Consider the following 25,906-nt stretch of genomic DNA (forward strand, 5'->3'; position numbering starts at 1 on the left):
ACCAGGATCAGAACGATCCCACCCAATCAAAACCCGCCCGGTGGATCGAGGCTTAGAGCACCGTCACCATAGAACGCCGGTGTTGTCTGTTTCCTACCGTTCTTCTTGCCATTTGGCAGCGGGGTGCCAGCGAAACCGTGGCGCACAATCTGTTCCCAGTCACCCTTTGCTAGCGGGCGTGACTTGGTCTCCCTGGAAAGTACTCCGGCAAGCCGGGGTTCGACTCCCTGCAGATACTCTTTGAGGGCATTGAAATCGATGTGATTGTCCATGTTGTTGGCTAAGTCGAATGCCGCGCGTCGGACTTCCTCGTCCTCGGGTTCGTCCGGGCGGGGATCGAAATCCACCCCGAACCGCAGTTCTCCCCCGGGCTTGTTCCCCCACCAACGAACTTCCGCCATGAAACACCGGTCGTTACCCTCGTTCCTGACCGGAGTCCAAGCTTGTATCAGGGGCAGTCCCCCACCGCTTGTAACACCTGCAAACGCCAACCGACCGCGGCTGCGCAAGTCGACCGCGAAACGACGGGTGGCGACCCGCGCCAGGAACTTCTGCGTAAGAGAGGCCAGGGAAGCACTTCCGACGGTCCCTGCAGGCGCGAAAACCCCGAATAGTTGCTGGTCCCATTCCTGCAAGATCACGACTGCCTCGCGCGCGAGTCCCCTTGACACTTCGTCTTCCACGTCCGTCCAAGCCGCAAAGATTTGCGTCAGGCTAAGAAAATGCCAGCGCCGGGTCAGGTCCGGGTCAAGACGCTGTCCGTCCAAATCGAGCGCCGCAAGGTAGAGATTCACATCGCCGGGAAGTTCTTCGTAGTTCTCCTGCTGCCTGGAGCTCATGACGTGGCCTAGCTTGACCTCAACTGCGGCAATTCGTCCGTCTTCCGCGGTCAGCAACAGATCAGCGTTGTTTGATTTCAGTACTTCCCGGTCCACCGTCTTTGGGACGAATCCAACCAAGTCGACCCATGGCTCACTATCGCTGTCACTCAAAAACTGCAGCAGATCCGAGATGTTCGTTTCTTGGGCGAGAATCCGGCCAAGACCTCTGCTCCGTAACCAAGGTTGTGATGTCACCATCGCCTGAGCCTGACAGCTAAATGCCTCAAAGCCAAAGGCATTTCGCTAGATGTATCTGCGCCCTGGTAGGCATGAGGGCATGTACGTGAGCTCGCGCTGCAACTAGCCCCCGTGGGACTCGCGTCGAGGGGCGGGATCCCGGCACTTAGCGAGGCCCAAAGGGGCGAGATCTAACCCTTCGGCGAAGCTAGGCGTAGATTGATCCCGGACCGCGGAGGCAACAATGGCCAAGCAGAAAGCCAAAAGCAACGACTACGCGTTCGTCACCGTGTGGCGTGTGGCGGGAACACGTCAGGAAGTGCTGGATGTCCTTAGCGATGCCGTCTCCCTCAAACAGTGGTGGCCCTCCGTCTACCTCGCGGTGACGCCCGTAGCCCAAGGCGGCCCGGATGGGGTTGGCGCGTCCTTCGACCTTCATACCAAGGGCTGGCTCCCGTACACACTCAAGTGGCGGCTCACCGTCACAGAACCGATCACCCTCAACGGCTTCGCCCTCACTGCTGAAGGCGACCTCAATGGCACCGGCCGCTGGACTTTCGAGACCGACGGGCCAGAGGTTGTCATCACCTACGACTGGCGGGTCGGCGCGGCCAAGCCCCTGCTTCGCCGTCTGAGTTGGCTCTTCAAACCGGCTTTCTCCGCCAACCATCATTGGGCCATGTCCCGCGGTGAGGAGAGCCTGAAACTTGAGCTCCGCCGTCGACGTTTACAGGGTGGGGCCGGTAGCGCGGCCAAAGTGCCGGAGCCTCCGCAGCCCACCTTCGCGCGGTGGGCGCAGCGCTAGGCCTACGTTCCCGCCCAGTTACTGAGGCCCTCAGCTCAAGAGTGCCCGCGGAAATCCAGGAATCCAGGCAAGGCGAGCTCCGGAAAACCGGAGGTAACTGGGGAGGAACGCTGCAACGTGCATACCCACCCATCCGGTTCCTGCCCGGCAACGAACTCCCGATAGAATCAAGACGCCGACCAACCAAGCAGCCAACGAAGAGGGAGGACCCGTGCGCGCTTCGCAGTCCCGGGCACCCTTTCATGCGTTGCGGTCAGGCGCCATCTCGTTAGTGGTGGTTCTTCTCGCTGCTGGAGCCCACATTGTGGGAGGCGGAGAACTTCCGACGGCGCCGGTCCTGCTGGCGCTCGTTGCGCTGACGGCCCTGGCTGCCACACTCGCCACCCGGTTCAAGTTGAACGTGGTCACCATGGCGGGGCTCTTGGGCGCAGGACAGTTGGCGCTTCACGAAGCTTTCACCTCATTGAGTCCAATAACCACCAATGTGCAGGGTACAAACCACCACTTGGGTGCTGAAGCGTTGAATCCTGGACTGGACATCGCGGCGACACACACCCATGAACTCGGCACGGCTTTTGGCACCATGATGCTTGTGGGACACATCCTCGCCACGGTCGCTTCGGCCATGGTCCTGGCAAAGGGCGAAGATGCGCTGTGGCAACTCGCTGCCTGGTTGCGGCCCTTGCTCGCCCTACCCGCGTTGGTGTTCAGGCCCGACGCCGGCGCCTCACCTGTCGCTGCGGGCGCACCTGACGTCTTTACCCCCCCGCCCTTGGCGGAACCTTAGGCAAGACAGCCGCCGCGGCCCGCCCGCCGTCGTCGTACTTCCCTAGTTCCGCCCGGCACCTGCACGCCTCGCATCGAGCGCGCAACAGCAAAGCCTTTGCAAGGTGACGGGCGCCATACCCGTAGCTCGCGCCGCATATCCCGGCGCTCCCGAAAGGCACTTCCCATGAAATCCTCGATTCGCCGCACCCTGTCCGCTACCGCCGTCGCCGGTGGAACCGCTGCCCTGATGATGGCCGGCCTGGCCGGAGCCTCTGCGCACGTTTCGGCCGATCCGAACAAGACTGCCGCCAATTCGTACGCGCTGGTGACCTTCGGAATCCCCCACGGTTGCGATACCTTTGGCACCACGAAAGTCACCATCTCACTTCCTGAGGAACTGAACGACGCCCAGCCGACGGTCAACCCGAACTGGGACGTGGAGAAGGTTACGGAGACCCTCGCCGAGCCCAAGAAACTCGATGACGGCACGTCCATCACCAAGCGGACGAGCCAGATTGTGTACACGGCCAAAGCACCCTTGGATCCGCACCTGCGGGACGCCCTGGTTTTGTCGGTCAAGCTGCCGGACGCTGCTGGCAAGACCATCTACTTCCCCACGCTCCAGACCTGCGAGCAAGGCCAGACTGACTGGTCCGAAATGGCAAAGGAAGGCCAGGACCCGCACGACCTCAAGGCTCCGGCCCCGTCGGTCACCATCACTCCTGCCGATGCCGCTGGTGATCACCACGCAGCAACAACGGAGTCCACCGAGCAGGCTGCCGCTGTCACCGATGATGGTTCGCAGGCGCGCAGCTGGGCCGGCCTGATCGCCGGCATCGCCGGGCTGGGCTTGGGCGGCGCCGCGTTCTTCCGCAGCCGCTCCGCCAAGCCGGCACTGGCCAAAGTCGACACCAACGCCAAAGCCGACACCAAGTAGGTGCAGAAGGATTGGCGCCCGGAAGATCACAATCCGGGCGCCAATCCGCGCTCCCCGCCGTGGCTGAATTGACTCGGATGAGGGCCGGGGCAAGGCTGGTGCCCATGTGGACTCAGCGCATCAAAACCGGACTTGTGACGACGACGGCGGCCGCTGCGCTGCTGCTTCTTGCTGCTTGTGGGCCAAGCCCCAGCCCATCGGGAACCAGCAGTGCCCCGCCCACCTCCTCTACGCCGTCGGCCTCGACTCCGTCGGCGTCAGCGACGTCCAACCCGCCTTCCCCAACGGCGACGACGGCACCCTCCCCTTCGGCAACAGCAACGTCCGCTGCGCCCGCAGCACCAGCGCTGTGCAAGGCGGCGTCCCTCACCGCTGCAACGGATGCGACCGGCGGCGGTGCGGCCGGAAGCATCTACGAGAAATTGATCCTGACCAACTCCGGCACCACACCCTGCATCCTGGAGGGCTTCGCGGGAGTCTCGCTGACGGCCGATGCCAACGGTGAACCAATCGGCGAACCCGCAACCCGCGAAACCACAACTCCTGTGACCAAAATCGAGCTGGCTCCAGGGAAGTCGGCGTGGGCCGAAATCCGGTACACGCAGGCCGGCAACTACGGCGACTGCACCAAAACCCCTGCGGCGGGTTTCCGAATTTATCCGCCAAACGACACGGCGTCACTGTTCATCCCGGAGCCGCATGATGCGTGCAGTAACGCTGGCATCAAGCTCCTGACCATCACGGCGTTCCAGGCAGTCTGACCGCCTTCCCACGGCTCCGGCTTATTCTGTCAGAGCCGTGGGGCATGATGGAGGGATGCAGGAGCCGCAGGCGTCGGATGGCGCCATCAGCCGTTTCAGCCAGGCAACCAGGGAATGGTTCCTCGGCGCTTTTTCCGAGCCCACACCCGCGCAGGATGGTGCCTGGAACGCGATCTCCTCGGGCTCCCATGCCTTAGTAGTGGCTCCTACAGGCTCCGGCAAAACCCTTGCCGCTTTCCTGTGGGCCCTTGATCGCCTGCACTCCACCCCGAGCGACACGCTGCCCGGACTTGAGACCGTCCCGGCCAACGGCAAGGGCCGGGCCAAGCGCCCCAAAACCAAGACGCGCGTCCTCTATATCTCTCCGTTGAAGGCGCTGGGTGTGGATGTGGAGCGGAACCTCCGCGCGCCCCTGATCGGCATCACCCAAACGGCCAAACGTTTAGGGCTCCCCGCACCACTGGTGACGGTGGGCGTCCGTTCAGGAGATACGACGGCGGCAGATCGCCGCACGCTGTTGACCAACCCGCCGGACATCCTCATCACCACTCCGGAATCCCTGTTCCTCATGTTGACGTCCCGTGCCCGGGAGACGCTCAGCGAAGTGGACACCATCATCATCGACGAAGTGCATGCTGTGGCCGGCACCAAACGCGGCGCACACCTGGCCGTTTCTTTGGAGCGCCTGGATGCCCTGCTTCCGAAGCCTGCCCAGAGAATCGGGCTCTCCGCTACGGTCCAGCCCCGGGAGCTGGTGGCCCAGTTCCTGGCGGGACAGGCTCCGGTGGAAATCGTGGCTCCGCCATCCAAGAAAAACTGGAACCTCACGGTCACGGTCCCTGTGGAGGACATGTCTGACCTGCAGGGTGCTGCCGGGGCGTTCGACTCCGGGCCGGCGTCCGGTCTTCAACCCCAGGCTTCCATTTGGCCGCATGTGGAGGAGCGGATCGTGGATCTGGTCCTGTCCAAGCAGTCCACCATTGTCTTCGCCAATTCCCGCCGGCTTGCTGAACGCCTCACAGCCAGGCTGAACGAGATCTACGCTGAACGCCAGCTGATGGCGGTGGGCGGTAGCGAGTGGGCGGCTGCAGATTCCAACCCCGGGATCCCGGCCTCGACGGCAACTCCGGCGCACATGATGGCCCAGGCTGGAAGTACCACGGGTGCTGATCCAGTGCTGGCCCGCGCTCACCACGGCTCGGTGTCCAAGGACCAGCGGGCCATGATCGAGGACGACCTCAAGTCCGGCAGGCTCCGCTGCGTAGTGGCAACGTCCTCCTTGGAGCTTGGCATCGATATGGGTGCCGTGGACCTGGTGGTCCAGGTGGAATCGCCCCCGTCGGTGGCCAGTGGGCTGCAGCGCGTTGGCCGTGCCGGGCACCAGGTTGGCGAGATCTCCGAGGGCGTCCTCTTCCCCAAGCACCGCGCCGACCTCCTCCACACCAGTGTCACGGTTGAACGTATGCTGGCCGGCCAGATCGAGCGCCTGAGCATTCCAGCCAATCCGCTGGATATCCTGGCCCAACAAACAGTCGCGGCTACCGCACTGGGAAGCATCGACGTCGAAGACTGGTTCAGTACTGTACGCCGCTCAGCGCCGTTCGCGAGCCTGCCGCGTTCAGCCTTCGAGGCCACGCTGGACCTCCTGGCCGGCAGATATCCTTCAGACGAATTCGCCGAACTCAGGCCCCGCATCATCTGGGACCGGCACGCCGGAACCATTGAGGGAAGGCCCGGTGCCCAGCGCCTGGCAGTTACCTCCGGTGGCACTATCCCGGACCGCGGACTGTTCGGCGTGTACATCATCGGCACAGAAGTCGAGGGCTCAGCTCCCCCCGGAAACACTGACGGATCCGAACCCACAGCTAACGCCCGTGCCGCCAAGGGAGGACGCCGCGTCGGTGAGCTCGACGAAGAAATGGTTTACGAATCCCGGGTGGGAGACGTCTTCGCACTAGGTGCCACCAGTTGGAAGATCGAGGACATCACCCATGATCGCGTGTTGGTCTCCCCCGCGTTTGGCCAACCCGGCAAGCTTCCCTTCTGGAAGGGCGACTCCCTCGGCAGGCCCGTGGATCTGGGCCGCGCACTGGGTGCCTTCATCCGGGAATTGTCGGCCGCAGATGAAGCCCCGGCCATGGAGCGCTGCCAAGCCAGCGGGCTGGATGCCTTCGCCGCAAGCAACCTGCTCCAGTACCTCAGGGAACAAAAAGAGGCGACTGAGATCGTCCCCAGCGACCGGACCTTGGTGGTGGAACGATTCCACGACGAACTCGGTGACTGGCGCGTAGTCCTCCACAGTCCGTTCGGCATGCCCGTCCACGCTCCGTGGGCACTTGCCGTGGGCCAACGCCTGCAGCAGCGCTATGGCCTGGATGGATCGGCCATGGCAGCTGATGACGGCATTGTGCTGCGGGTGCCCATGATGGAGGACGAACCACCCGGTGCTGAGCTCTTCCTCTTCGACCCCGAGGAACTCGAGCAAATCGTCACCGCTGAGGTAGGCGGCAGCGCACTGTTCGCTTCCCGGTTCCGCGAGTGTGCAGCCCGTGCGTTGCTTCTCCCCCGGCAGAATCCAGCCAAGCGCCAGCCCCTATGGCAGCAACGCCAGCGCTCTGCTCAGTTGTTGGATGTAGCGCGGAAGTATCCTTCATTCCCCATCCTGCTCGAAACAGTGCGGGAATGTTTGCAGGATGTTTACGATTTGCCCGCGCTCAAAGACATTGCGGCATCGGTGGAGCGCAGGGAACTCAGGATCGTGGAAACCACCACGCAGCAGCCCTCCCCTTTCGCGAAGTCCCTGTTGTTCGGTTACGTGGCCCAGTTCCTCTACGAGGGAGACTCCCCCTTGGCGGAGCGCCGGGCAGCTGCCCTCGCCCTCGACTCCACGCTGCTCAACGAACTCCTGGGTCGTGTAGAACTGCGCGAACTCCTGGACGCGGCGGTCATCGACTCAACGGAATTGGAGCTGCAGCGCCTCAGACCGGACCGGCGTGTTCGTGGCATGGAAGGCGTTGCGGATCTGCTGCGGCTGCTTGGTCCCCTCAGCATTGAAGAAGTGGCTGAACGTCTGCAAGGGCTTGAGCAAACTGAGGATGTGGAACACCTCGAGGACATCCCGCCGGCCGCCCATGGCAGCGCCGCCGACGCCGGGGCCCACCTCGCGGCCCTGCAAAAAGCCAACCGAGCACTCAAGGTAACTATCGGCGGCGTCGAGCGTTTTGCTGCCGTTGAGGACGCCGCGCGACTCCGCGACGCCATTGGCGTCCCGCTGCCCATGGGCGTGCCGCTCGCTTTCATTGAGCCCGTCCATGATCCCCTGGGTGACCTCGTTTCCCGGTACGCTCGCACGCATGGCCCTTTCACCGCCGCTGAAGCTGCGGCGAGGCTGGGGCTCGGCGTCGCCGTGGTCAATACGGCCCTGAAGCGACTGGCCGGCGACGGCCGGGTAGTGGAAGGTGAGTTCCGTCCACACGCCGTCGCGGAGCAGCCCTCGGAAGCACCCGATACAGAGCTCATGACCGTGGACGCTCCCCCGGCCAGCGAGTGGTGTGACGCCGAAGTCCTGCGGAAACTGAGGCGTCGCTCGCTCGCTGCGTTGCGGGCCGAAGTGGAGCCTGTGGACACCGCGGCCTACGGTCGTTTCCTGCCGGCATGGCAAAACGTGACTTCGCCGGGTAAGTCCCGAAGCCAGGCGTTGCGAGGGCTGGACGGCATTATCACCGCAGTGGATCAACTCTCCGGTGTACCCATTCCCGCATCCGCATGGGAGCCCTTGGTCCTGGCGAGCAGGGTGGCAGACTATAAACCGGCCATGCTGGATGAACTCATGGCTGCTGGTGAACTCCTGTGGTCCGGCGCGGGGTCCCTGCCCGGAAACGACGGCTGGATCAGCCTCCATGTAGCCGATTCCGCTGAACTAACGCTCAACCCGGACCCCGAGTTCGAACCCGGCGACGCCCAACAGCGGCTCTTGGAACACTTCAGCGCAGGTGGTGGCTACTTCTTCCGGCAACTCACGGACGTGGCCGGCGGGATGGATGCGGTGTTGAGTGATGACGCGGTGGTTTCGGCCCTCTGGGACCTCGTCTGGGCCGGCCGCGTCACGGGCGATACTTTCGCGCCCGTGAGGGCCATGATCGCCGGCGGGAAAACCGCCCACCGGCAAGTAGCCAAGGCCCCGAGGGCACGGGCACCGCGAATGAGCAGGCTGGGCCGTTCCCATGGGACGGGCCTGCTGGGCTCGCCCGGGCTATCGGGTGGTCGCTACGGCTCGGTGACAGGCGGCATTGCGGCTGCACCGCCGTCGGCAGTTGGCCGCTGGTCAGCGCTTCCGGCGCCGGAATTGGATCCCACCATCCACGCCCGCGGCACCGCTGAGCTCCTGTTGGACCGCTACGGGGTGGTCACCCGCGGCTCGGTCATGGCTGAGAACATCATCGGCGGCTTCGGGCTCATGTATAAAGTCCTTGCCCGCTTGGAAGAAGCTGGCCGATGCCGCCGCGGCTACTTCATTGAACATCTGGGGGCCGCCCAGTTCGCCGTCCCCGCCACCGTGGACCGGCTTAGGTCCTTCACTGAGGACGCACGCATCTCCAAAGCCGAGCCATCCGCGCTTGCCCTTGCCGCGACCGACCCCGCCAACCCCTACGGTGCTGCCCTTCCTTGGCCTGCGCTCTCTGTGGATGCCGGTTCAGGACACCGCCCCGGGCGCAAAGCCGGAGCGCTGGTGGTGATGGTCGACGGCGCGTTGATCCTTTACGTGGAACGCGGCGGCAAGACGCTGCTCACCTTCAGCCAGGACGACGCTGTGCTGACTGTTGCCGCCCAAGCGCTGGTGGATGTAGTCCGCCGTGGTGCCGTGGACAAACTCTTCATGGAGAAAGTCAACGGCCACGACCTCCTGGAAACTCCCATCGCGGTCGCCTTAGCGGCCGCGGGGGCCTACTCCACTCCGAAGGGACTCCGTATCCGTGCCTGAAGGCGATTCCATTTGGCGGGCTGCCTCACGGCTGAACGAGGCGCTGGCGGGGAAGACCATCACGGCCTCCGACTTCCGTGTGCCCCGCTTCGCCACCCTGAACCTGGCGGGGTGGACCATGACCGAGGTTGTACCCAGAGGTAAACACCTGCTCATGCGCTTGACCGGACCAGTTGACCAGGAACCCGGCGCCAGCAGGAAACCCCGGGCCCTGACCATCCATTCCCACCTCAAGATGGAGGGCAACTGGATGATCTACCCAGCTGGTGGTCGCTGGACCAAACCCGGCCACACCGCCCGGTGCGTGCTCCGCACGGACTCCGCTGACGCCGTCGGATTCTCGCTGGGCATCCTGGAAGTCGTGCCCACAGCTGAGGAAAACAAGATCGTGGGGCACCTCGGCCCGGATCTGCTGGGTCCCGACTGGGACGAGGAAGAAGCTCTGCGCAGGCTTCGCGCCGAACCGGTCGTCACCGTGGGCTTCGCGTTGCTGGACCAGCGGAAACTAGCAGGCATTGGCAACATCTACCGCTGCGAGGCGTGCTTCTTGTCAGGCATCCACCCGGCGCTGCCAGTTGGAGACGTTCCTGACCTCGCCAAGACAATCAACGACGCCAAACGCCTCCTCGGCGAAAACCTGGGGCCCGGAAGGCGGACCACCCTGGGGCCGCGCGCCATGCGTCCCGGGTATTGGGTGTACGGCCGGGAACGCCAACCCTGCAGGCGCTGCGGTACCGCTGTACGCCGTGGACTGTTGGCAGGACCGGACGGCACGGAGGAACGGGACATCTACTTCTGTCCACGCTGCCAGCCATCTCCCTAAGCAGGCCGGTCGTCACGCAGCCGGCGCGGCCTCCACGGCTTCCGTGGGGGCCGTTGCCTTTGCACGTTCGGGCACCATGAACTTCGGGAGCAGTACCTGCACGATTGGACCGATTGCCAGGGCGTAAACCACCGTACCCACACCAACGGAGCCGCCCAGGAGGAAGCCCACAGCAAGGACAACTACTTCGATGCCGGTGCGGACAAGGCGCACGGACCACCCGGTTCGACGGACAAGTCCGGTCATCAGGCCATCGCGGGCGCCGGGTCCGAGGCGGGCACCAATGTAGCAAGCGGAGGCGATGCCGTTGAGGATCACGGCACCGGCGAGCATGGCGATCTGTCCGCCCAGGTGTGAGAACTCCGGGATGAGCCACAGTCCAAGATCGGCGAAGAGTCCTACGAGAACTGCGTTGGCGATGGTTCCGATTCCCGGCATTTGCCGGAGTGGGATCCACAGGAGAAGAACCAGGAAGCTGACCGCAATGACCACAACACCGATGCTGAAGCCGGTCTTTTCGGATACGCCTTGGTGGAACACATCCCAAGGGTCCAAACCAAGGCCGGCACGGATGAACATGGCCAAGGAGATGCCGTACATCGCGAGGCCGATCAGGAGTTGAGTGATTCTTCGGGTCATCATGAAGTACATCATCCACAAGAACTGGCCTTGTATTCCATAGCCAGTTTGGAATACTGGTCTTATGTCCGGCTCCCTGAATCCCACTGCACTTGTCCGTCTCCTGGGCTCTTGGAACTCCGGCGCCCTGCCCGCCTACCGCGAGCTGGCCGACGTCGTGCGTTTGCTGGTCATGGACGGCCGAATCCCACTTAACGTCGCCCTGCCCAGCGAGCGGGCGCTCGCCCAGACGCTCGGGCTCAGCCGGACCACTGTCACCGCCGCCTATGCGAGCCTGCGCGAGCAGGGGTTCCTCACTGCAGGGCAGGGCAGCCGGGGGCGCACGTGCATCCCCCACCGGACCACACCGGTGAGTGCCCCCGGACTCGCTGCTCCCGAGGGACTCTTGGATCTCGCGTATGCCTCGCTGCCTGCGGCCGGTGAGCTAGTGCACAGGGCATTCGCTGAGGCGCTGACCGAACTGCCCGCCCTCCTGCCCGGGTTCGGGTACGACGCCGTGGGTGTTTTGGCCCTCCGCGAAGCCATTGCAGACAAGTACACGGCGGAAGGCGTGCCCACTGCCCCCGGGCAAATCCTTGTCACCTCAGGCGCCCAACACGCGCTCAACATCGTGCTGCGCGCTTTGGCCGGAAAGCAGGACCGGGTCCTGGTGGAACACCCCACGTATCCCAATGCCCTGGACGCCATACGCGCCGCTGGCTGTAAGCCCCTGCCTGTAGCGCTACCCGTATTACAGTCCAGTACCTCGCCGGCGTGGGACATCGACGCCATGGTGGCCACCATGAATCAGCAACGACCCGCCATGGCCTACCTGGTGCCGGACTTCCACAACCCGACCGGGCGGATCATGTCCGATCTCCAACGCCGACGACTCACGCGGGCGGCCGCCGCTTCCGGGACCGTGCTTGTAGTGGATGAGACGCTGCGCGGGTTGAATCTCGACGGCGTCCGCACAGCACCGCTGGCATCCTTCAGTCCCGCAGTGGTTTCGATCGGGTCGTTGAGCAAGTCGCACTGGGCGGGGGTGAGGACCGGGTGGATCCGGGCAGAGGAGCCGCTGATTGCCCGCTTTGTGGCCACAAGAACGGTCATGGACCTGGGCGGGCCCGTGATGGAGCAGTTGGCGGCGGCGCACCTGGTGCGGTCGTTCGCCGAACCGCTTGATGCCCGGCTTGGGGAACTCCGGCGCAACCGGGAAACGCTCCTGGGGTTGCTCGCGGAGCACTTGCCCTCATGGGAGGTGGAGCGGCCCCGGGGTGGACTCACCGTGTGGTGCCGCCTCCCCACCGCGTGCAGCACTGCCCTGACCGTACTCGCACCCGACTTCGGCGTGCGATTGGCGGCCGGACCCCGCTTCGGGGTGGGTGGCGCATTCGAGCAGTACATGCGCGTTCCTTACACCTTGCCCGCGGCGCAGTTGGAGTTCGCCGTCGGTGCGCTTTGCGCCGCCCAGGACAAGCTCGACGCCGCGCCCCACCTTCGCCGGACCCTCAGGACTGAGCAGCCAGCCGCCGTCGCGGTCGCGTAGGGTTACGGCAGCCTAGGCTGCCGCCCGCTTGGTGCCGCCCATGCGCTGCTTCGCAGTATTGCTGCCCGGCCCCACCGGAACGTGGGTGGTGGCTTTGGCCAACCCGAACAGCGGCATGCCGTTGTACACCACTTCAATGCCCGACGCCGGCACCTGGTACGTCTCGTGCCACACGCCGACATCGCCGCTGCCCGCGATCTCCTTCATGAACTTCCGCCACGGGCCCAGGTGTGGCGATTCCCGGTCCGCGGCAAAGCGCCTCAGATGCTCCGGGCTCTCCCAATAGCTGAGCAGGATGGTTGTCCGTCCGAACCACTGCTCGCTGCCCAGGAGGCCGGCGTCAGGGTTCCCCTTTGGAAGGCCTGCTCTGCGCGCCTCGCGTGGGAGTTAAGGCGCAGAGCGGACCCCGCAACGCCGCCCCGGTAGAATTGTTCGGTGATGCAATCCCCCCTCCCCGTACGCGACGGCGTGAACGCGACCCGCCTGCGCCTGCCGGACGAGGGCCCGTGGACCACAGCGATGGACTACATGATGCACCGTTGGGGACACATCGACCCCCAAGGTATCGAGGACCGGTTCGACGCCGGGGAAATCGTGGGCGAAGGCGGTGTGCCGCTCGATCGGAGCACCAAACTGGAGGATCACACCTTCATTTGGTACTACCGCACCCTCCCGCCGGAGACTCGGCTACCCGTGGAGATCAACATCCTCCACCAGGACGAGCACATTCTGGTTGTGGACAAGCCGCATTTCCTTCCCACAACGCCGGGGGGCACATATATCCAGGAATCCGCGCTGGTCCGGCTCCGGAACCTGCTCAACCTCCCGGATCTCATCCCCATGCATCGCCTGGACCGCATGACCGCCGGCCTGCTGCTGCTCTCCACCAACCCCGAAACCCGCGGCAAGTATCAGGTCCTCTTCGAGAAGCGCCAGGTCCAGAAGGAATACGAGTGCGTGTCCGCCGCGACGCCGGCCGCAGGTTATCCCGCCGTCGAGTTTCCGGTAGTCGTCCGCAACCGCATGACCAAGTCCCGCAGTTACCTGCTCGCCGAAGTCATCCCCGGTGAACCGAACGCTGAAACGCGCATTGAACAAACAAAAACGTTCGACGCCGGAACTCACCAACGCGCGCTGTACCGGCTTGAGCCGCACACCGGAAAGACGCACCAACTCCGCGTGCACATGGCCTCGCTCGGGCTGGGAATCGTTAACGATGCCTTCTACCCGGAACTGCTGGACAAAGCCCCGGACGACTACACGAAACCCCTTCAGCTGCTGGCCCGCGGCATCACTTTCGTGGATCCCATCAGCAAGCAACGCGTCGAGTACCGCAGCCAGTTGGAGCTCAGCGAAGCCCACTGCTGACGCCGGACGTCAGTCCCCCGGCAGGTGATCGAACACCAAGTTCGTCTGGGTGTTCGCGATAGCAGGGTCCGAGGCCAGGTGCGCAGCGATGAAATCCCGCAATTCCTTGGGAGTTCCACAAGCAACGTGCATGAGGAAGTCCGTGTCACCGGCCAGCAGGAACACACTCTGCACATTGGGCAGTGCTCGCAGGCGTTGGCCAATGGCCAGCATCTTGTTGCGGGCTTGGGAATTCACCCGCACGGAGATCAACGCATAGACCAGCAAACCCAGCGCTTCAAGATCCACTGAAGCGTAAAAGCCCCGAATGATCCCGGCGTCCCGCAGCGCCCGGACGCGGCCCAGGCATGTGGAAGGGGCGATCCCCGCTTTGGAGGCAAGCACGTTGTTGGGGATTCTGGCGTCCGCCATGAGCTCTTTGAGGATCAATCGGTCTGTATCGTCAAGCCGAACCCGGTTCGGATGCGATCCCTGTGCGCGGGCAGTTGGTGAATCAGACACGGTGAAACCTCCAATATCTTCGTGATGCTTCGAAATCCTTGGCAACCCTTTGAGCTGGATTCTATCTTGAAGCGATTTGCAGAATCGACGAGGAGGTCGTTGTGGGCGGTTTCGACAAGATCCAAGAACGTGAGGGCGGGCTTAAAAGGCAGCTCACTTCACGTCAAATGACCATGATCGCATTGGGTGGTGCTATCGGTACCGGATTGTTCCTGGGGAGCAAGTTCGCCATCGGCTTGGCCGGACCCAGCGTCATCATCAGCTATGCAATCGGCGGACTGATCGCCTTGCTCCTCATGGGCAGCTTGTCCGAGATGACAGTGGCTCATCCAACCTCGGGGTCATTCGGTGCTTTTGCTGAGCACTACATCAGCCCCCTGGCAGGGTTCCTGGTCAAGTACATGTATTGGTCCTGCATTGTGCTGGCCGTGGGAACTGAAGTGACCGCGGTAGGTGAATACATGAAGCTGTGGTTCCCCGACGTTCCGTCGCTGCTCTGGGTGATCTTCTTCTCCGCAGTGCTGATCGGCGCGAACACCATGAACGTGAAAGTGTTCGGGACCCTTGAGTACTGGTTCTCCAGCATCAAGGTCTTCGCAATCATCGCTTTCATTGTGCTCGGTGCGTACATCGTGTTCGGCGCCCGCACGGAGGGTACCGGTTTCCACAACTACACAGCCGAGGGTGGTTTCTTTCCCAATGGATTGTCCGGCACTTGGTTCGCCGTGATCGTGTCCATCTTCAGCTACCTCAGTATCGAGATGATCGCGATTGCGGCGGGCGAAGCGAAGGACCCGGCAACAGCTGTGAAGAAAGCCTTCCGCACCACCATCGCGCGGTTGCTCTTGTTCTACATCGTCACGCTGGCACTGATCCTGGCCATCGCCCCGGTCAGCCAAATCCTTGCAGGCGGCAGCCCCTTCGTCACGGTGATGCAGGATCTGGGAATTCCCTTCGCCGACAGCCTGCTCACGTTCGTGGTGATCATTGCGGCTCTCTCGGCCATGAACAGCCAGCTCTACATCTCCACGCGCATGATCTTCAGTCTCTCCCGCAGCGGTGATGCACCTGCCGTGTTCGGGAAGCTGCGCTCCAACGGCGCCCCCGTGAATGCCTTGGTCCTGTCCACCGCCGGAATCGCGATAGCCACGGTGGTCTACGCAATGTTCCCGGAAACAGCGTTCACCTTGATGATGGCCATCTCCATGTTCGGGGCCATGTTCACCTGGTTCATGATTTTTGTGACCCACTGGTTTTTCCGCCGCAGCATGAAACGCACCGGTACCGAGCTCTCCTACAAAACCCGGTTCTACCCTGTCGGCACCATCCTCGGTGCGGTACTCATGCTGGCGATCGCCATCAGCACCCTCGGCACCGAAGCCTTCAGCATGACCCTGATCTTCGGGCTCCCGTCATTGGCCCTCGTGACGGTCCTCTACTACCTCGTGCAGCGCCGCAAACGTCAGTCAACCACGGGCGAGGAATCGACCACGGGCCCGGAATCGAACACCGGTGAGGAATCAAATACTGCGCGAAAGACCGCCGTCGTCTCTTCCGAAAACAGCACGAACTCAACCACCTCAAGCAGGCTCTCCGCAGCGCCGCCCGCTGAAGACGACGACGAAAACGACGTCACGGCGTCGAACGCTGCCTCCGCGACCTGACGGGCATCCCAACCGTAGATTCCGGCGCTGATCGCAGGGAAGGCGATGGAACGGGCACCAAGCCCCATCGCCACCTTCATGCTTTCGTGGAAGCATGAGGCGAGCAGCGCCGGATCTGTCTGTCCCGCGTGCCGGTTGGGCCCCACAGTGTGGATCACCCAGCGCGCAGGCAGCCTGAATGCGGGAGTCGCGACGGCGGCACCCACCGGAAGTCCGCCCGGCAATTTCGTCCGGCGCAGCTCGCGGCACGCCTCAACGAGTTCCGCGCCGGCTGCCCTGTGGATAGCGCCGTCCACTCCCCCTCCACCGAGCAATGACGAGTTGGCGGCATTCACTATCGCGTCAACGCTGCGAGTGGTGATGTCACCCTGCAAAATCTGGATTCGCATGCCGCCAGTCTCACTCCGGAGCGGCGGACACGGCAAGTGCGGTACCTTTTGCCCATGGACATCATCGCTCCAGAAACGTGGGGACCCGCTATTTACCTGTGGATCGTCCCCATTGTGCTGGGCGATGCGATCTTTCCGCCTATCCCCTCCGAGATGGTGGTAATTACCGGCGGGGCGCTCGCAGCCGACGGCCACACAAACTTCTGGCTCATTCTGTTTCTGGCTGCGTTTGCTTCCTGGCTGGGCGACATGGCCGTCTTCCTGCTGTTCAAACGTCGTATCAGCCACGTTCTGGACCGGTGGTCGTGGGGCCGCCGCGTCCACCGTGGAATCCACGAAGCCATTGCCAAAGCCGGCCGTTCATCGACCTACGGCGCCATTATCGGCGCACGCTTCATCCCCGGTGGCAGACTCGCCACGTCATCCGCGGCAGGCATCGCCAACGTCTCGGTCCGAGGTTTCAGCCTGTGTGCCGGGCTGGGCGCCGTGCTATGGGCTGTGTGGCAGGTCGGTCTGGGATACTTCACAGGCTCCACCACCAAGCTTCCTTTTTGGGCCAGTTCCCTCATTGGAGTGGGGGTGGGCTTGGTCATCGGTGTGGTGGTCGGTCTGATCGTCACCCGACGCCGCGGGAGCCGGTCCCCCGTGGACGAACCGTTCGACGCAGACAAACCCGGCGACGTGCCCCAGCCCGAGTAGCGCCTGTGGCGTGCGCCGGTTTTCTAGACCGGCGACCAACGGCCGCGGCTGCGGCGCAACACGTAAAGGCTTCCAGTCACGGCTACGCGTTCGACGGCGTCACGCATCATGGCTGCCGACGTCCGGGCTTCGTCGTTCTCACCTGAATAATCACGGTCGCCCACAGTGAAGCGGAGGCTGATTTGGGGTACGCCACCGACGATGTCGAGCTGGTTCGATTCGACGTGGTGGCGGGTTTCCAGGGCTTCCACCGCTGCGGCCATCACCGCTTCGGGTGGGTTGCCCGGTTTGAGGCCAGTGATTCTCAACTTGGTCTGGAACGACGGCATCCCACTACCCTAACGCTCGCGCACATCCCGCGCCCTTGGGCGGATCCCTCTCTCAGCAGGTGGGAGAGGGATCCGCCCAAGCCCGAGGGATGTGGGAGAGGGTTTGCTAGCCGGTGTTGCGCAGTCCCGCCGCCACACCGTTGACGGTGATGAGCATGGCCCGCTGGAGCCGCTCATCGATCTCGCCTCCGGACAGCTGTTCCTCGCGCACGCGCCTAAGGAGCTCCACCTGCAAATAGCTGATCGGGTCCAGATACTGGTCACGGATCTCAAGTGAACGCTTCAGCGTCGGCTGTGCATCCAACAACTCCATCTCACCCGTGAGCCGTTCGATTTCGGCAACAGTGAGCTCGTACTCGTCGCGGATCATGTGGAACAAGCGATGCAGTTCCTCAGGCACCAGCGAGGAAACGTAGTGACCCGCAATTTCCATGTCTGTCTTGGCCAAGGTCATCTCCACGTTGGAGATGACTGAACGGAAGAAGTGCCAGCGGTCCATCATTTCCAGCAACTGATCCGTATCCCCGGCTTCGCGGGCGGCTTTCAAACCGGAGCCCACGCCGAACCAGCCGGGAACAATCTGGCGTGACTGCGTCCAACCGAAAACCCAGGGAATGGCCCGTAGACCGCCGAGTCCCGCACCCGAATCCGGACGCTTGGAAGGGCGCGAGCCAATGTTCAATGAACCCAGCTGCTCCACCGGCGTAGACGCCAGGAAATAGGCCGGAAGCTGGGGGTCGTCAATCAGGGTGCGGTAGCGGGCGAACGCTGCGTCCGAGATGGTTTCCATAACGTTGGCGTAGCGCTCGCGCTCGTCCTCAGAGGTGCGCGGAGTGCGGTGAAGGGCCGAACCTTGCATCACTGCAGCCAGGGAAAGCTCGAGGTTTTCACGGGCGAGCTCGGGCAACGAGTACTTGTCCGAGATGACCTCACCCTGCTCGGTAAACTTGATCTCGCCTTCCAGGACGCCGTTCGGCTGGGCCATGATGGCATCGTAAGTGGGTCCGCCACCGCGGCCCACGGAGCCTCCGCGGCCATGGAAGAGGCGAACACGAACGCCATGCTTGGCCGCTACGTCGCGCAGCTTGCGCTGGGTCTTGTGAATCTCCCACTGGCTGGTCATCACACCGGATTCCTTATTGGAATCGGAGTAACCCAGCATGACCTCCTGGATGTCTCCGCGGAGACGGACCAGTTCCCGATACGACGGATCAGAGAGCAACTGGTCCACGATCTCAGCCGAAGCCCGGAGTTCCTCCACCGTTTCCAAAAGCGGAGCGAAACCGATCTTGGCGTGGGGTTTGCCGCTGAAGAGGTCCACCAGACCAGCCTCGCGGGCAAGAACCGCTGCGGCCAGGACGTCATCGGCACCGCGGGTCATGGAGATGATGTACGTTTCCACGACATCCGGCCCGTAGGTGTGCAGCGCCTGGCGAATACTCCGGAAGACGTCGTACGTGCCGTCCGCCGTTCCCTCAAGCTTGATCGGGTGGCCGGAGAGCGGGCGGCGGGACGCCAACTCGGCTCCAAGGAAGGTGAAGCGTTCCTCACGCGTCAATTCACCGTAGGGCTTTTCAATACCGAGCCTGTCTACGAGCTGCCCCACAGCATCGTGGTGGTAGTCGGCGTGCTCGCGGATGTCCAAGGTTGCCAAGTGCAAACCAAAGGCAGCAATTGCGCGGCGAACGCGGGCCAACGCGCCGTCTGCCACCAGGGCGGCCGAGTGGTTCCGCAACGATGCCTCAAGCAGTCCAAACTCAGCAAGCAACTCAGGAGTTGTTGCGTAGTCACGGCCCGGCTCGTGATAGGTGGAAGCTGAAATGCGGCGACCAGTGTTGATGAGCTTGGCCTTGATACAGGTCAGCTTGAGCCTGTAGGGCTCCTGTGCGTTCAGTTCAAGGATGCGCTTGTCCAGGCCGGGGAGGTTCTTGAGGTCCGCGGCGATCGAATCCAACAGCTCTTGGTCGGCCCCAAAAAGAGCCGTCGAGTTGGAGAGCACCGAGATGAGTTCGTCGATCAGGGCAATGCTGATGCGGACAGCATTCTGGTTCTGCAACTGCAGGATTTCCCTGGTTACTGCAGCAGTAACGTTCGGATTGCCGTCACGGTCGCCACCGATCCACGAGCCGAACTTAAGAGGTGCAGCTGCTGCCGGCAGCGTGACGCCATGCTCGGCCAGGAGTTCTGAAAGGTCCGTCAGCATTTCAGGCATGGCATCGGTCAGGATGCTGTTCAGGTAGTAAATGGCATTCCGAGCTTCATCAACAGGAGTAGGGCGAACCTGGCGGAGCTCGTCGGTCTGCCACATTTGGTCGATGATTTCGGAGAGTTGCCGGTCCTGGCGGCGCCGTGCCGAGGTCCCTTCCGTAGTGGGTTCGGCTAGGACATCCGATAGCTTACGGACCTTGTCCAACACAGAGCGACGGGAAGCCTCGGTGGGGTGCGCCGTGAAAATGGGGCGAACGTCCAGTTCGTTGATCACATCCTGCAGAACCTGGGGGCCCGCCTGGCCGGCAATCTCCGAGACAGCTTTTGCCAGCCACCCATCCTTTTCCTGGCGGGTGCGCAGTCCACGGACACGATGCACTTGCTCGGCCGCGTTGCTGAGGTGGAAGTAGAACGCAAAGGCCCGGACCAAATCCGTCGCCTGGTCCAGCGGCAGGGAGGCGAGCAACTCGCGGACCTGGGCCACGACGTCGTGCGCGCTCCACGGGCCGGTAGCATCCGCCCCGCCGCGGGCGGCTTCCTTGGACTCCTTGGTCAGCAAACGAACCTGTTCCACGAGTTGGAGCAGTTCCAGACCATGTTGTCGTACCAGGGATTCGCCGAGAAGAGTGGAAACGCGTCGCACGTCGGCACGCAGTTCGGCAGCGAGATCGGTGTCTTGATGGGCAGTGTGAACCATAGATACATACCTTCGGAATCTGGTTTTGGCCCGTACACTGCGCTGGATACTGTGAGCCGGATTACTAATGTTTCCTACGGGATCTTACCCGCACAGAACTCAACAAAAGAATGCGTCTCAGATTTTGACGTCGCCTTCCGCAGTTTTGCTGACGGGCCGCGTCAGCACTACCTTTCCGCTGAACAGCTCGCCATCCGCCGTGCCCGGACCTGCGGACAGCGACTCATGGCGGCGCTGCCTCATCTCTTCAATGGCTGCTGCGGCTTCCATTCTTGTCGGCGCACCCGTGGCTGGCTCGATCATGGACAAAACACTTCCGAGCGTGCCGGTTGCTCCTTTCGCGGGGACGCCCTTCATCACCAAGCGCGTGCCCGCCCAGATCGACCCGAAGATGAGGGCCAAACTGACCACGATCGGAACCAGTGCATCAATCGCCATGCGTTCAGGCTACTCCTGGCGGAGAATGGAACACAGCTTTCGTCCGGCCCTGTGCCGGAAGGGACGATCCCGCGGCGAGCGGCTGGACCCGAACGCAGTAGCCCGCTTTCAACTTCCTTACGTCATGCAGACTTTCCCAGCAGTCGGCTCCCCACGTAGCAGTCCAGAACATTGTCCAAAAGCTGAGGCGCGTGGGCACTGTACGTGCCGAACCTGGCCTCCACTTCCAAAACCGCCGGCGTGCCGTCCTGCAAGCGCCTTATATCAACAGTCAGTGGTCCGGTCAGTCCAAGGGCTGCAACAGCGGAAGCGGCCAATTCGGCGACATCGGGGTCTGCAAAAGGCCGAACCTTGCGGATTCGAAGTGCCGGGGAAGCGCCCGCCCGTGCCTTCTCACTTGCCGTTTTCTCCAAGACAACCAGCACATCATCCGGCCCCGTCAGTTGTCGGCATCGAAGGCCAACTGACGCGTATTCGGTACCCGGCGCATACCGTTGCACAACCCAGGAATCGTCCAAGGTTGCCCAAATACGGGCAGCGCGGGCACCGCCGTCGAAAGTCCGTTCCAGCAACCGCACACCACGCCCGCCGTGTGAAACGCGGGGCTTGACCACCAGCGGACCGCCCAGCAGGTCCATGGCATCCTGCACGGATCCGAGAACACTTGGCAGGCCAAAACCCGGCACCCTCACACCCGCCCCCGCAAGGCAGGCCATGGTGAAGTACTTGTCATTCGCTGTCTTTACGGGCGCGGGCTCCGCAACTACCACACGAACTCCAGGGGCGAAATCGTCACGGGCCTCGGACACCACGACGAGTTCGCCACCCATGGTGGGAATGAGTACTTCGATCCCATATGTCGCCACCAGTCCCCGTAGTTCCCAGAGGTACCCGGGGGCAGTGGCTGGTGACACGATCGCCATAGCGTCTGCTGACCCTCGGCGGACCGGTATCTCGTCCGCTCCCAGCACCCAATGCCCCTTCGACTTCAGCTGGCGAGCCAAGGAGGAACCTGCCGGGCCGGCAATGCCTGTTACCAGGACGCGCGCCATCAGAGGGCCCTCGGGACGGTTGAAGGATCCACCACACCGGTGCCCGTGGTTGACTGCATTTCTCCCCTTTTTGGTAGTGCGTGCCACCTGCTACGGGCACCGCCGATGGATGAGTGGGCCCCGGAGGAAAATCATGACGCAAACGGCCATGGTGATTTGATGTCAGTAGCGGGAAGTGAACTTATTCGCGGCCAGCCCTGGTCCGCTCAACGTGTAGGTGAGGACCCTTTCGGCCACGTGACGCTTGGAGCCTGTTTCAAGGTGGAAGTGGAGGTCCTCCCGCTGTACTGAGTCGGTGGCGCACCTGGCCACCTGCGGGCTCTCCATCGAGCAACTCCACCCTTCCGGGGCGCGAAGGGAATCCTCCACTATCCACGAGTTCTTTTCCACTGAGAACACGGCCGTGCCGCCCCTCAAGGGGCTGGTTCCGGCAACCTGGAAGCCGACTTCCATAGTGCTGCTGCCGGAGTCCCCGTCCCGGCTCCGGCGCACTGAGCCGTCCACAATCACTGGAGCGGGGGTCGGCGGCACTACTGAAGGCGAGGGAGTAGGAGTATTTACGGGTGCGGGAACAGGAGAGGGTGTGACCGGCACTTCCGCTGGCACTTCCGGCACAGGCGGTACTACAGTCACGGGCGGTGCCACAGGAGTGGAAGGAACAGGGATCGGAGCGCTGGTTTGGGAAGGCAGAGGCAGGGGCAGCACCGGATCTTTTTCCACATCAGTACCGCCAGGCTCCACAGCCCGCTGCTCCATGTAGGCATCCGGAGTCAGCTGGTCCACGATTCCTACGGCCCCCAGGACGAGTCCCACAGCAGCTGCTGCGACGACAGCCATCACCACCGGCTGGGCGAGGGCTGGGACGGCCACGGTCGCCTGCGCCGGGACGATCCCGCCCAAAGCACCGAGTCCTGCGCCTTTCCCCGCCCATATTGCGGCTGGGATTCCTGTAACCAGGGGCAGAAGGACTGCCCTCATGCTCCCCTGGACGTCCTTAAGTTCCGCAAGGGCCGCCGTGCAGGTGGAGCAGCCGTGCAGGTGGTCACGGACCTTGCGTTCAGTGGCAGCGGATAGCCCGCCACGGATGTAATTGCCGAGCTTCGAAGCGTACTCGGCACACTTACCATCAGCTTGCTCCGCAATGTGGCACTGCAGGTACTGCCTTCTGAGGCCCTCGCGTGCACGAAGGGCGAGAGCAGATACTGCGTTGGCGGAGAGCCCCAGGATCGGCGCCACGACTGCAGGTTTCATGCGTTCGACGTCCAGATACCAGAGCACAGCTTGCCACCGCTCCGGCAAGGCACGGAACGCTTTGGCCACTGTGCGCGACTCGAAGGCACTGATGGCTGCGTCAGAGTCGGTCAGGGTCTGGTCCAGGACAGCATCGTCGCCACTGGGCAGCACCTTGCCGGCTTTCCGATTCCGCTGGTGGGACAACCGGGTTACCGTCGACAGCAGGTAGGCCCGGAAGAAGGTGTCCGGGCCTTTTCCTGCAATAAGGCTTTGCAGTACGGAGTGGAAAGCCTCGGCCACCACATCCTCGGCGTCGCTCTGATTGTCCACGTTGCGCCTGGCGACGGTGGATGCAATGGACACGTGGCGCTCGTAGAGTCCATCGAAGGCGGACACGTCTCCGCTGCGGACCAACTCAATGAGTTGTCCGTCGTCTTCGACGTCGGATTTGCTGCTTGCGTATGACCTGCGTGCCATCTATGGCACCCCCAAACCGTAAAGAACCCTGCCCACATATAAAGAACCCTGCCCATATAAGGAGTGGGGGCAGACGCCGAGTCGTGACGCCGGTTTGTACACAGTCTTTAGCAACGTTCGTGAAACCACTTCGTCACGAAACGGGTTTCCAGTGCACTGTTCGGATATGACATCGTTCCGGACAAAATCACGTGCAGAATGCACGTTCTCGCGGCACCTATTGCTGCGCAGATGGCAGACCGTCAGTTACCAAACGGGTTGGCGGTTCCGCGCCGATTGGTTCCTGCCGGAGGTTCGGACAGTGGTTGCCTCCCTCGCCACCAGCGCAATGGTTCCGGCGCCCACGGCCAAATTGCTGGGTGCTGCCCGCGCGAGGAACGGCGTAAGTATCAGCGAGACCATGAACGACTTCCGCGCATTGTTCGCTGCCGCGGAGCAGGCCCTGGATGTCGACGCTCTTCAATCAGTCGCAGAAGGCTGGGCCGAGGTAGCCGAAACATCCCCTCCCCTCTCCTGCACCGATGTCTACACGGGGTTGGCCACCCAAGCACACTTTCAACGACGCATCCACGAGGTGTCCACGTTCGGGGCGCAGCGCCCGGGTTCTCATGCGTTGGCAATCATTTCGCTGCCCGGGCCGCGTGATAGCCGCAGCCACTGCTGGACACTGTTGGCCCGGCTCGGGGAAGCCGTCAAGGGGGAACTACACGGAACCGGAGCGGTAGCGATGTACCAGAATTCCGCTATCCACATCCTCTTTCCCGTCAGCGAAAACAACCTGTCCCGGCTGCTGGAGTGCAAGGCGGCATTGGAAGCCCTGGGCGAGGGGCGCCTATGGCCTGCGCGCATGAAGTTCTACCCGCTTTCCGGGGCTGCAGCGGCTACAGCTGCAACAAGCACAACGGCCGTTCAGGACTCATCCTGCTAGCCGACCTTGGTCCGGAATCCGATTCCCGGCGTCACGAACCATGAACCGAGAACACTCACCTTGTGACGGAACAAGACCAAGGATTCTAAGGACCATCCAAAAAATGAACAATCAGATCCATCTAAAAACCCTTTCGCTGGTGACTGCGCTAATGGCTGTTGTCCTGGCTGTCCTGGGCCTCGGGCTGTCGGCCATGCCTGCCAGCGCCGCAGCCATCGAGGACGCGGAGATCACCATCAGCACCGAATCCATAGTCACCGGGCAATGGGACCAAGTGGATCTGACCTGTGCCTGGTCCGTCCCGGACTACTCGCAACCCGGGGACACTTTCACGCTCCAGCTTCCCGCTGAGCTGCGGTGGTTTGGTGCTGCGACTTTCGATCTGGAGAACCCGGATGGTCAGACCGTGGCAACAGCTACAGCCAACGAAGCTGGCCTGGTGATCTTCACGCTTACCGATTTCGTAGCCTCACATCCGTTGAACGTGGGTGGAACGTGTTCTTTGGCCACGCAGTACTCCGTGAACCCGACAACCGGAGGAGGAACAGAGGAACTGAGCTTCACCGTCGGCGACAGCGTGGTTCGCGTTCCGGTAACGACCGAACCCTGCACAGCAGACTGTAGCCCTGGTGTGCCCACAGAGGCTGGAAAGTCGATGTGGTGGGCGGACCCGGCCCAAACAGAACTTGAATCGGTCCTCTACATGCCTGCCATGGTCTTGGAGACCAACGACGTCGTAGTCACGGATGTCCCGGCGCCCGGCATGGTCATCGATTGCAACCAAGTTACGCCTCGCGTTGGCAAGGTAATGGGCAACGACGGCAACATCGTTGAACCTTTCGACAACGAGCAGTACCCAGCCACCATCGAGTGCACTCCGCAGTCGCTCACCGTCGGTTGGACCGGTCTTCCCAAGGGCGAACACGTGGAGCTCTTCGTCGTGACCAAGGTCTCTGATGCTTCCTTGGACGTTTATGAAAATAACGGAACCGTGACCATCTCAGGCGAGGAAAACCCTGTTGGGGCCCAGATGCGCCGAAGCAATGCCAGCGGAACGGGAGACGGAACAATTGCGGTAACGCCGACGCCGAGCCCGAGCACCACAGAGACAGCAACGCCTACACCGACCCCAAGCCCGAGCACCACAGAGACAGCTACACCTACGCCGAGCCCGAGCACCATTCCGGCGACGCCTGCACCGATGCCCAGCGCCAGCGTTGGCACTGGTGCCACCACGGCAACACCTGCTCCGAGCACAACCAGCCCCGCGGTTGTGGTGCTTCCGGTAGAACCGTCCGACCCCGTACCGGTAAACAACCCGGCGCAGCCGGCCGAAGCTGAGCTGGCCAGCACCGGCGCACAAGGCCAGTCGTTCATCTTCATTGCTGCGGCACTTCTGGCCCTGGGATCCCTGCTCGCCTTCGCAGGTGCGCGTAAGTACAGGAAGCAGTCGCACTAAGCGAGCGATCGCACAACGCCCTTAGGGGCGAGACGAGAACGATGGGCTGAGCACCTAGTGCACGGCCCATCGTTTCCGTCCACCAATCCCGGCTCGCGCTGGCATGAATCAGGGCCAGCGCGAGCCGATCCAAGGTATACGTCTCCCTGCTCAAGTTGTTCGGA

General features: G+C 62.8%; 20 protein-coding genes and 2 pseudogenes. 12 read left to right on the top strand and 10 right to left on the bottom strand.

Annotated elements, in window-relative coordinates:
• Nucleotides 1-26: 26 nt before the first annotated feature.
• Nucleotides 27-1,079 carry a hypothetical protein gene (locus ACLRGI_RS01370; protein WP_419199938.1) on the bottom strand — a complete coding sequence of 351 codons (1,053 nt, stop codon included), beginning with the start codon at nt 1,077-1,079 and terminating at the stop codon, nt 27-29.
• Nucleotides 1,080-1,302: 223 nt separating this feature from the next.
• On the opposite strand from ACLRGI_RS01370, the gene ACLRGI_RS01375 reads away from it, so the two are divergent.
• The 6 genes from ACLRGI_RS01375 (at nt 1,303) to ACLRGI_RS01400 (ending at nt 10,133) form a co-directional block, all read left to right on the top strand.
• Entirely contained in the window at nt 1,303-1,863 is a 561-nt protein-coding gene (locus tag ACLRGI_RS01375; RefSeq protein WP_419199939.1) for an SRPBCC family protein, read from the top strand.
• 211 nt (nt 1,864-2,074) lie between these two features.
• The gene (locus tag ACLRGI_RS01380) at nt 2,075-2,650 is read left to right on the top strand and encodes a hypothetical protein (RefSeq protein WP_419199940.1); all 576 of its coding nucleotides are present in this window, start codon (nt 2,075-2,077) and stop codon (nt 2,648-2,650) included.
• Nucleotides 2,651-2,815: 165 nt separating this feature from the next.
• Entirely contained in the window at nt 2,816-3,568 is a 753-nt protein-coding gene (locus ACLRGI_RS01385; protein WP_419199941.1) for a YcnI family copper-binding membrane protein, read from the top strand.
• Nucleotides 3,569-3,672: 104 nt separating this feature from the next.
• Nucleotides 3,673-4,329, top strand: a complete 657-nt coding sequence (locus ACLRGI_RS01390; protein WP_419200187.1) for a DUF4232 domain-containing protein — start codon at nt 3,673-3,675, stop codon at nt 4,327-4,329.
• Nucleotides 4,330-4,384: 55 nt separating this feature from the next.
• Nucleotides 4,385-9,310 carry an ATP-dependent helicase gene (locus tag ACLRGI_RS01395; protein WP_419199942.1) on the top strand — a complete coding sequence of 1,642 codons (4,926 nt, stop codon included), beginning with the start codon at nt 4,385-4,387 and terminating at the stop codon, nt 9,308-9,310.
• The gene (locus ACLRGI_RS01400; RefSeq protein ID WP_419199943.1) at nt 9,303-10,133 is read left to right on the top strand and encodes a DNA-formamidopyrimidine glycosylase family protein; all 831 of its coding nucleotides are present in this window, start codon (nt 9,303-9,305) and stop codon (nt 10,131-10,133) included. Before ACLRGI_RS01395 ends, ACLRGI_RS01400 begins: the two co-directional genes overlap by 8 nt.
• Before the next feature lie 12 nt (nt 10,134-10,145).
• Here the strand turns inward: ACLRGI_RS01400 and yczE are convergent, their stop codons facing one another.
• A complete protein-coding gene (gene yczE, locus ACLRGI_RS01405) occupies nt 10,146-10,775 on the bottom strand; it encodes a membrane protein YczE (RefSeq protein WP_011773523.1) in 630 nt (209 codons plus the stop codon).
• Nucleotides 10,776-10,836: 61 nt separating this feature from the next.
• On the opposite strand from yczE, the gene yczR reads away from it, so the two are divergent.
• A complete protein-coding gene (gene yczR / locus ACLRGI_RS01410) occupies nt 10,837-12,300 on the top strand; it encodes a MocR-like transcription factor YczR (protein ID WP_419199944.1) in 1,464 nt (487 codons plus the stop codon).
• A 12-nt stretch (nt 12,301-12,312) separates the two neighbouring features.
• Here the strand turns inward: yczR and ACLRGI_RS01415 are convergent.
• Nucleotides 12,313-12,648 (bottom strand): annotated as a pseudogene (locus tag ACLRGI_RS01415) (monooxygenase family protein); the annotation flags it as partial.
• A gap of 90 nt (nt 12,649-12,738) precedes the next feature.
• Between ACLRGI_RS01415 and ACLRGI_RS01420 the strand changes: the two are divergent.
• The gene (locus tag ACLRGI_RS01420) at nt 12,739-13,668 is read left to right on the top strand and encodes a pseudouridine synthase (protein ID WP_419200189.1); all 930 of its coding nucleotides are present in this window, start codon (nt 12,739-12,741) and stop codon (nt 13,666-13,668) included.
• Between the two features lie 9 nt (nt 13,669-13,677).
• Here ACLRGI_RS01420 and ACLRGI_RS01425 read toward each other — a convergent pair whose 3' ends face one another.
• Complete coding sequence (locus ACLRGI_RS01425; protein WP_419199945.1) at nt 13,678-14,169, bottom strand: Lrp/AsnC family transcriptional regulator; 492 nt, start codon at nt 14,167-14,169, stop codon at nt 13,678-13,680.
• A 173-nt stretch (nt 14,170-14,342) separates the two neighbouring features.
• Here ACLRGI_RS01425 and ACLRGI_RS01430 point away from each other — a divergent pair.
• Nucleotides 14,343-15,542 (top strand): annotated as a pseudogene (locus tag ACLRGI_RS01430) (amino acid permease); the annotation flags it as partial.
• Nucleotides 15,543-15,631: 89 nt separating this feature from the next.
• On the opposite strand, the gene ACLRGI_RS01435 reads toward ACLRGI_RS01430, so the two are convergent.
• Nucleotides 15,632-16,222: an O-acetyl-ADP-ribose deacetylase gene (locus tag ACLRGI_RS01435; RefSeq protein ID WP_419199946.1), complete on the bottom strand. Its 591-nt coding sequence runs from the start codon at nt 16,220-16,222 to the stop codon at nt 15,632-15,634.
• Nucleotides 16,223-16,276: 54 nt separating this feature from the next.
• Between ACLRGI_RS01435 and ACLRGI_RS01440 the strand changes: the two genes are divergently transcribed.
• Nucleotides 16,277-16,921: a DedA family protein gene (locus tag ACLRGI_RS01440; protein WP_419199947.1), complete on the top strand. Its 645-nt coding sequence runs from the start codon at nt 16,277-16,279 to the stop codon at nt 16,919-16,921.
• 23 nt (nt 16,922-16,944) lie between these two features.
• On the opposite strand, the gene ACLRGI_RS01445 is transcribed toward ACLRGI_RS01440, so the two are convergent.
• The 5 genes from ACLRGI_RS01445 to ACLRGI_RS01465 form a co-directional block, all read right to left on the bottom strand.
• Nucleotides 16,945-17,250 carry a hypothetical protein gene (locus ACLRGI_RS01445; protein WP_419199948.1) on the bottom strand — a complete coding sequence of 102 codons (306 nt, stop codon included), beginning with the start codon at nt 17,248-17,250 and terminating at the stop codon, nt 16,945-16,947.
• A 106-nt stretch (nt 17,251-17,356) separates the two neighbouring features.
• Nucleotides 17,357-20,155 carry a phosphoenolpyruvate carboxylase gene (gene ppc / locus ACLRGI_RS01450; RefSeq protein ID WP_419199949.1) on the bottom strand — a complete coding sequence of 933 codons (2,799 nt, stop codon included), beginning with the start codon at nt 20,153-20,155 and terminating at the stop codon, nt 17,357-17,359.
• 117 nt (nt 20,156-20,272) lie between these two features.
• A complete protein-coding gene (locus tag ACLRGI_RS01455) occupies nt 20,273-20,593 on the bottom strand; it encodes a hypothetical protein (RefSeq protein ID WP_419199950.1) in 321 nt (106 codons plus the stop codon).
• A 122-nt stretch (nt 20,594-20,715) separates the two neighbouring features.
• The gene (locus tag ACLRGI_RS01460) at nt 20,716-21,645 is read right to left on the bottom strand and encodes an ATP-grasp domain-containing protein (protein WP_419199951.1); all 930 of its coding nucleotides are present in this window, start codon (nt 21,643-21,645) and stop codon (nt 20,716-20,718) included.
• Between the two features lie 162 nt (nt 21,646-21,807).
• Nucleotides 21,808-23,355 carry a sigma-70 family RNA polymerase sigma factor gene (locus tag ACLRGI_RS01465; protein WP_419199952.1) on the bottom strand — a complete coding sequence of 516 codons (1,548 nt, stop codon included), beginning with the start codon at nt 23,353-23,355 and terminating at the stop codon, nt 21,808-21,810.
• Between the two features lie 166 nt (nt 23,356-23,521).
• On the opposite strand from ACLRGI_RS01465, the gene ACLRGI_RS01470 reads away from it, so the two are divergent.
• Both ACLRGI_RS01470 and ACLRGI_RS01475 read left to right on the top strand, forming a co-directional pair.
• Entirely contained in the window at nt 23,522-24,283 is a 762-nt protein-coding gene (locus ACLRGI_RS01470) for a hypothetical protein (protein WP_419199953.1), read from the top strand.
• 103 nt (nt 24,284-24,386) lie between these two features.
• Complete coding sequence (locus tag ACLRGI_RS01475) at nt 24,387-25,742, top strand: Ig-like domain-containing protein (RefSeq protein ID WP_419199954.1); 1,356 nt, start codon at nt 24,387-24,389, stop codon at nt 25,740-25,742.
• Nucleotides 25,743-25,906: the final 164 nt, after the last annotated feature.

It is taken from the genome of Paenarthrobacter sp. PPS72 (assembly GCF_048537125.1).
GTDB classification, from domain to species: Bacteria; Actinomycetota; Actinomycetes; order Actinomycetales; family Micrococcaceae; genus Arthrobacter; species Arthrobacter nitroguajacolicus_E.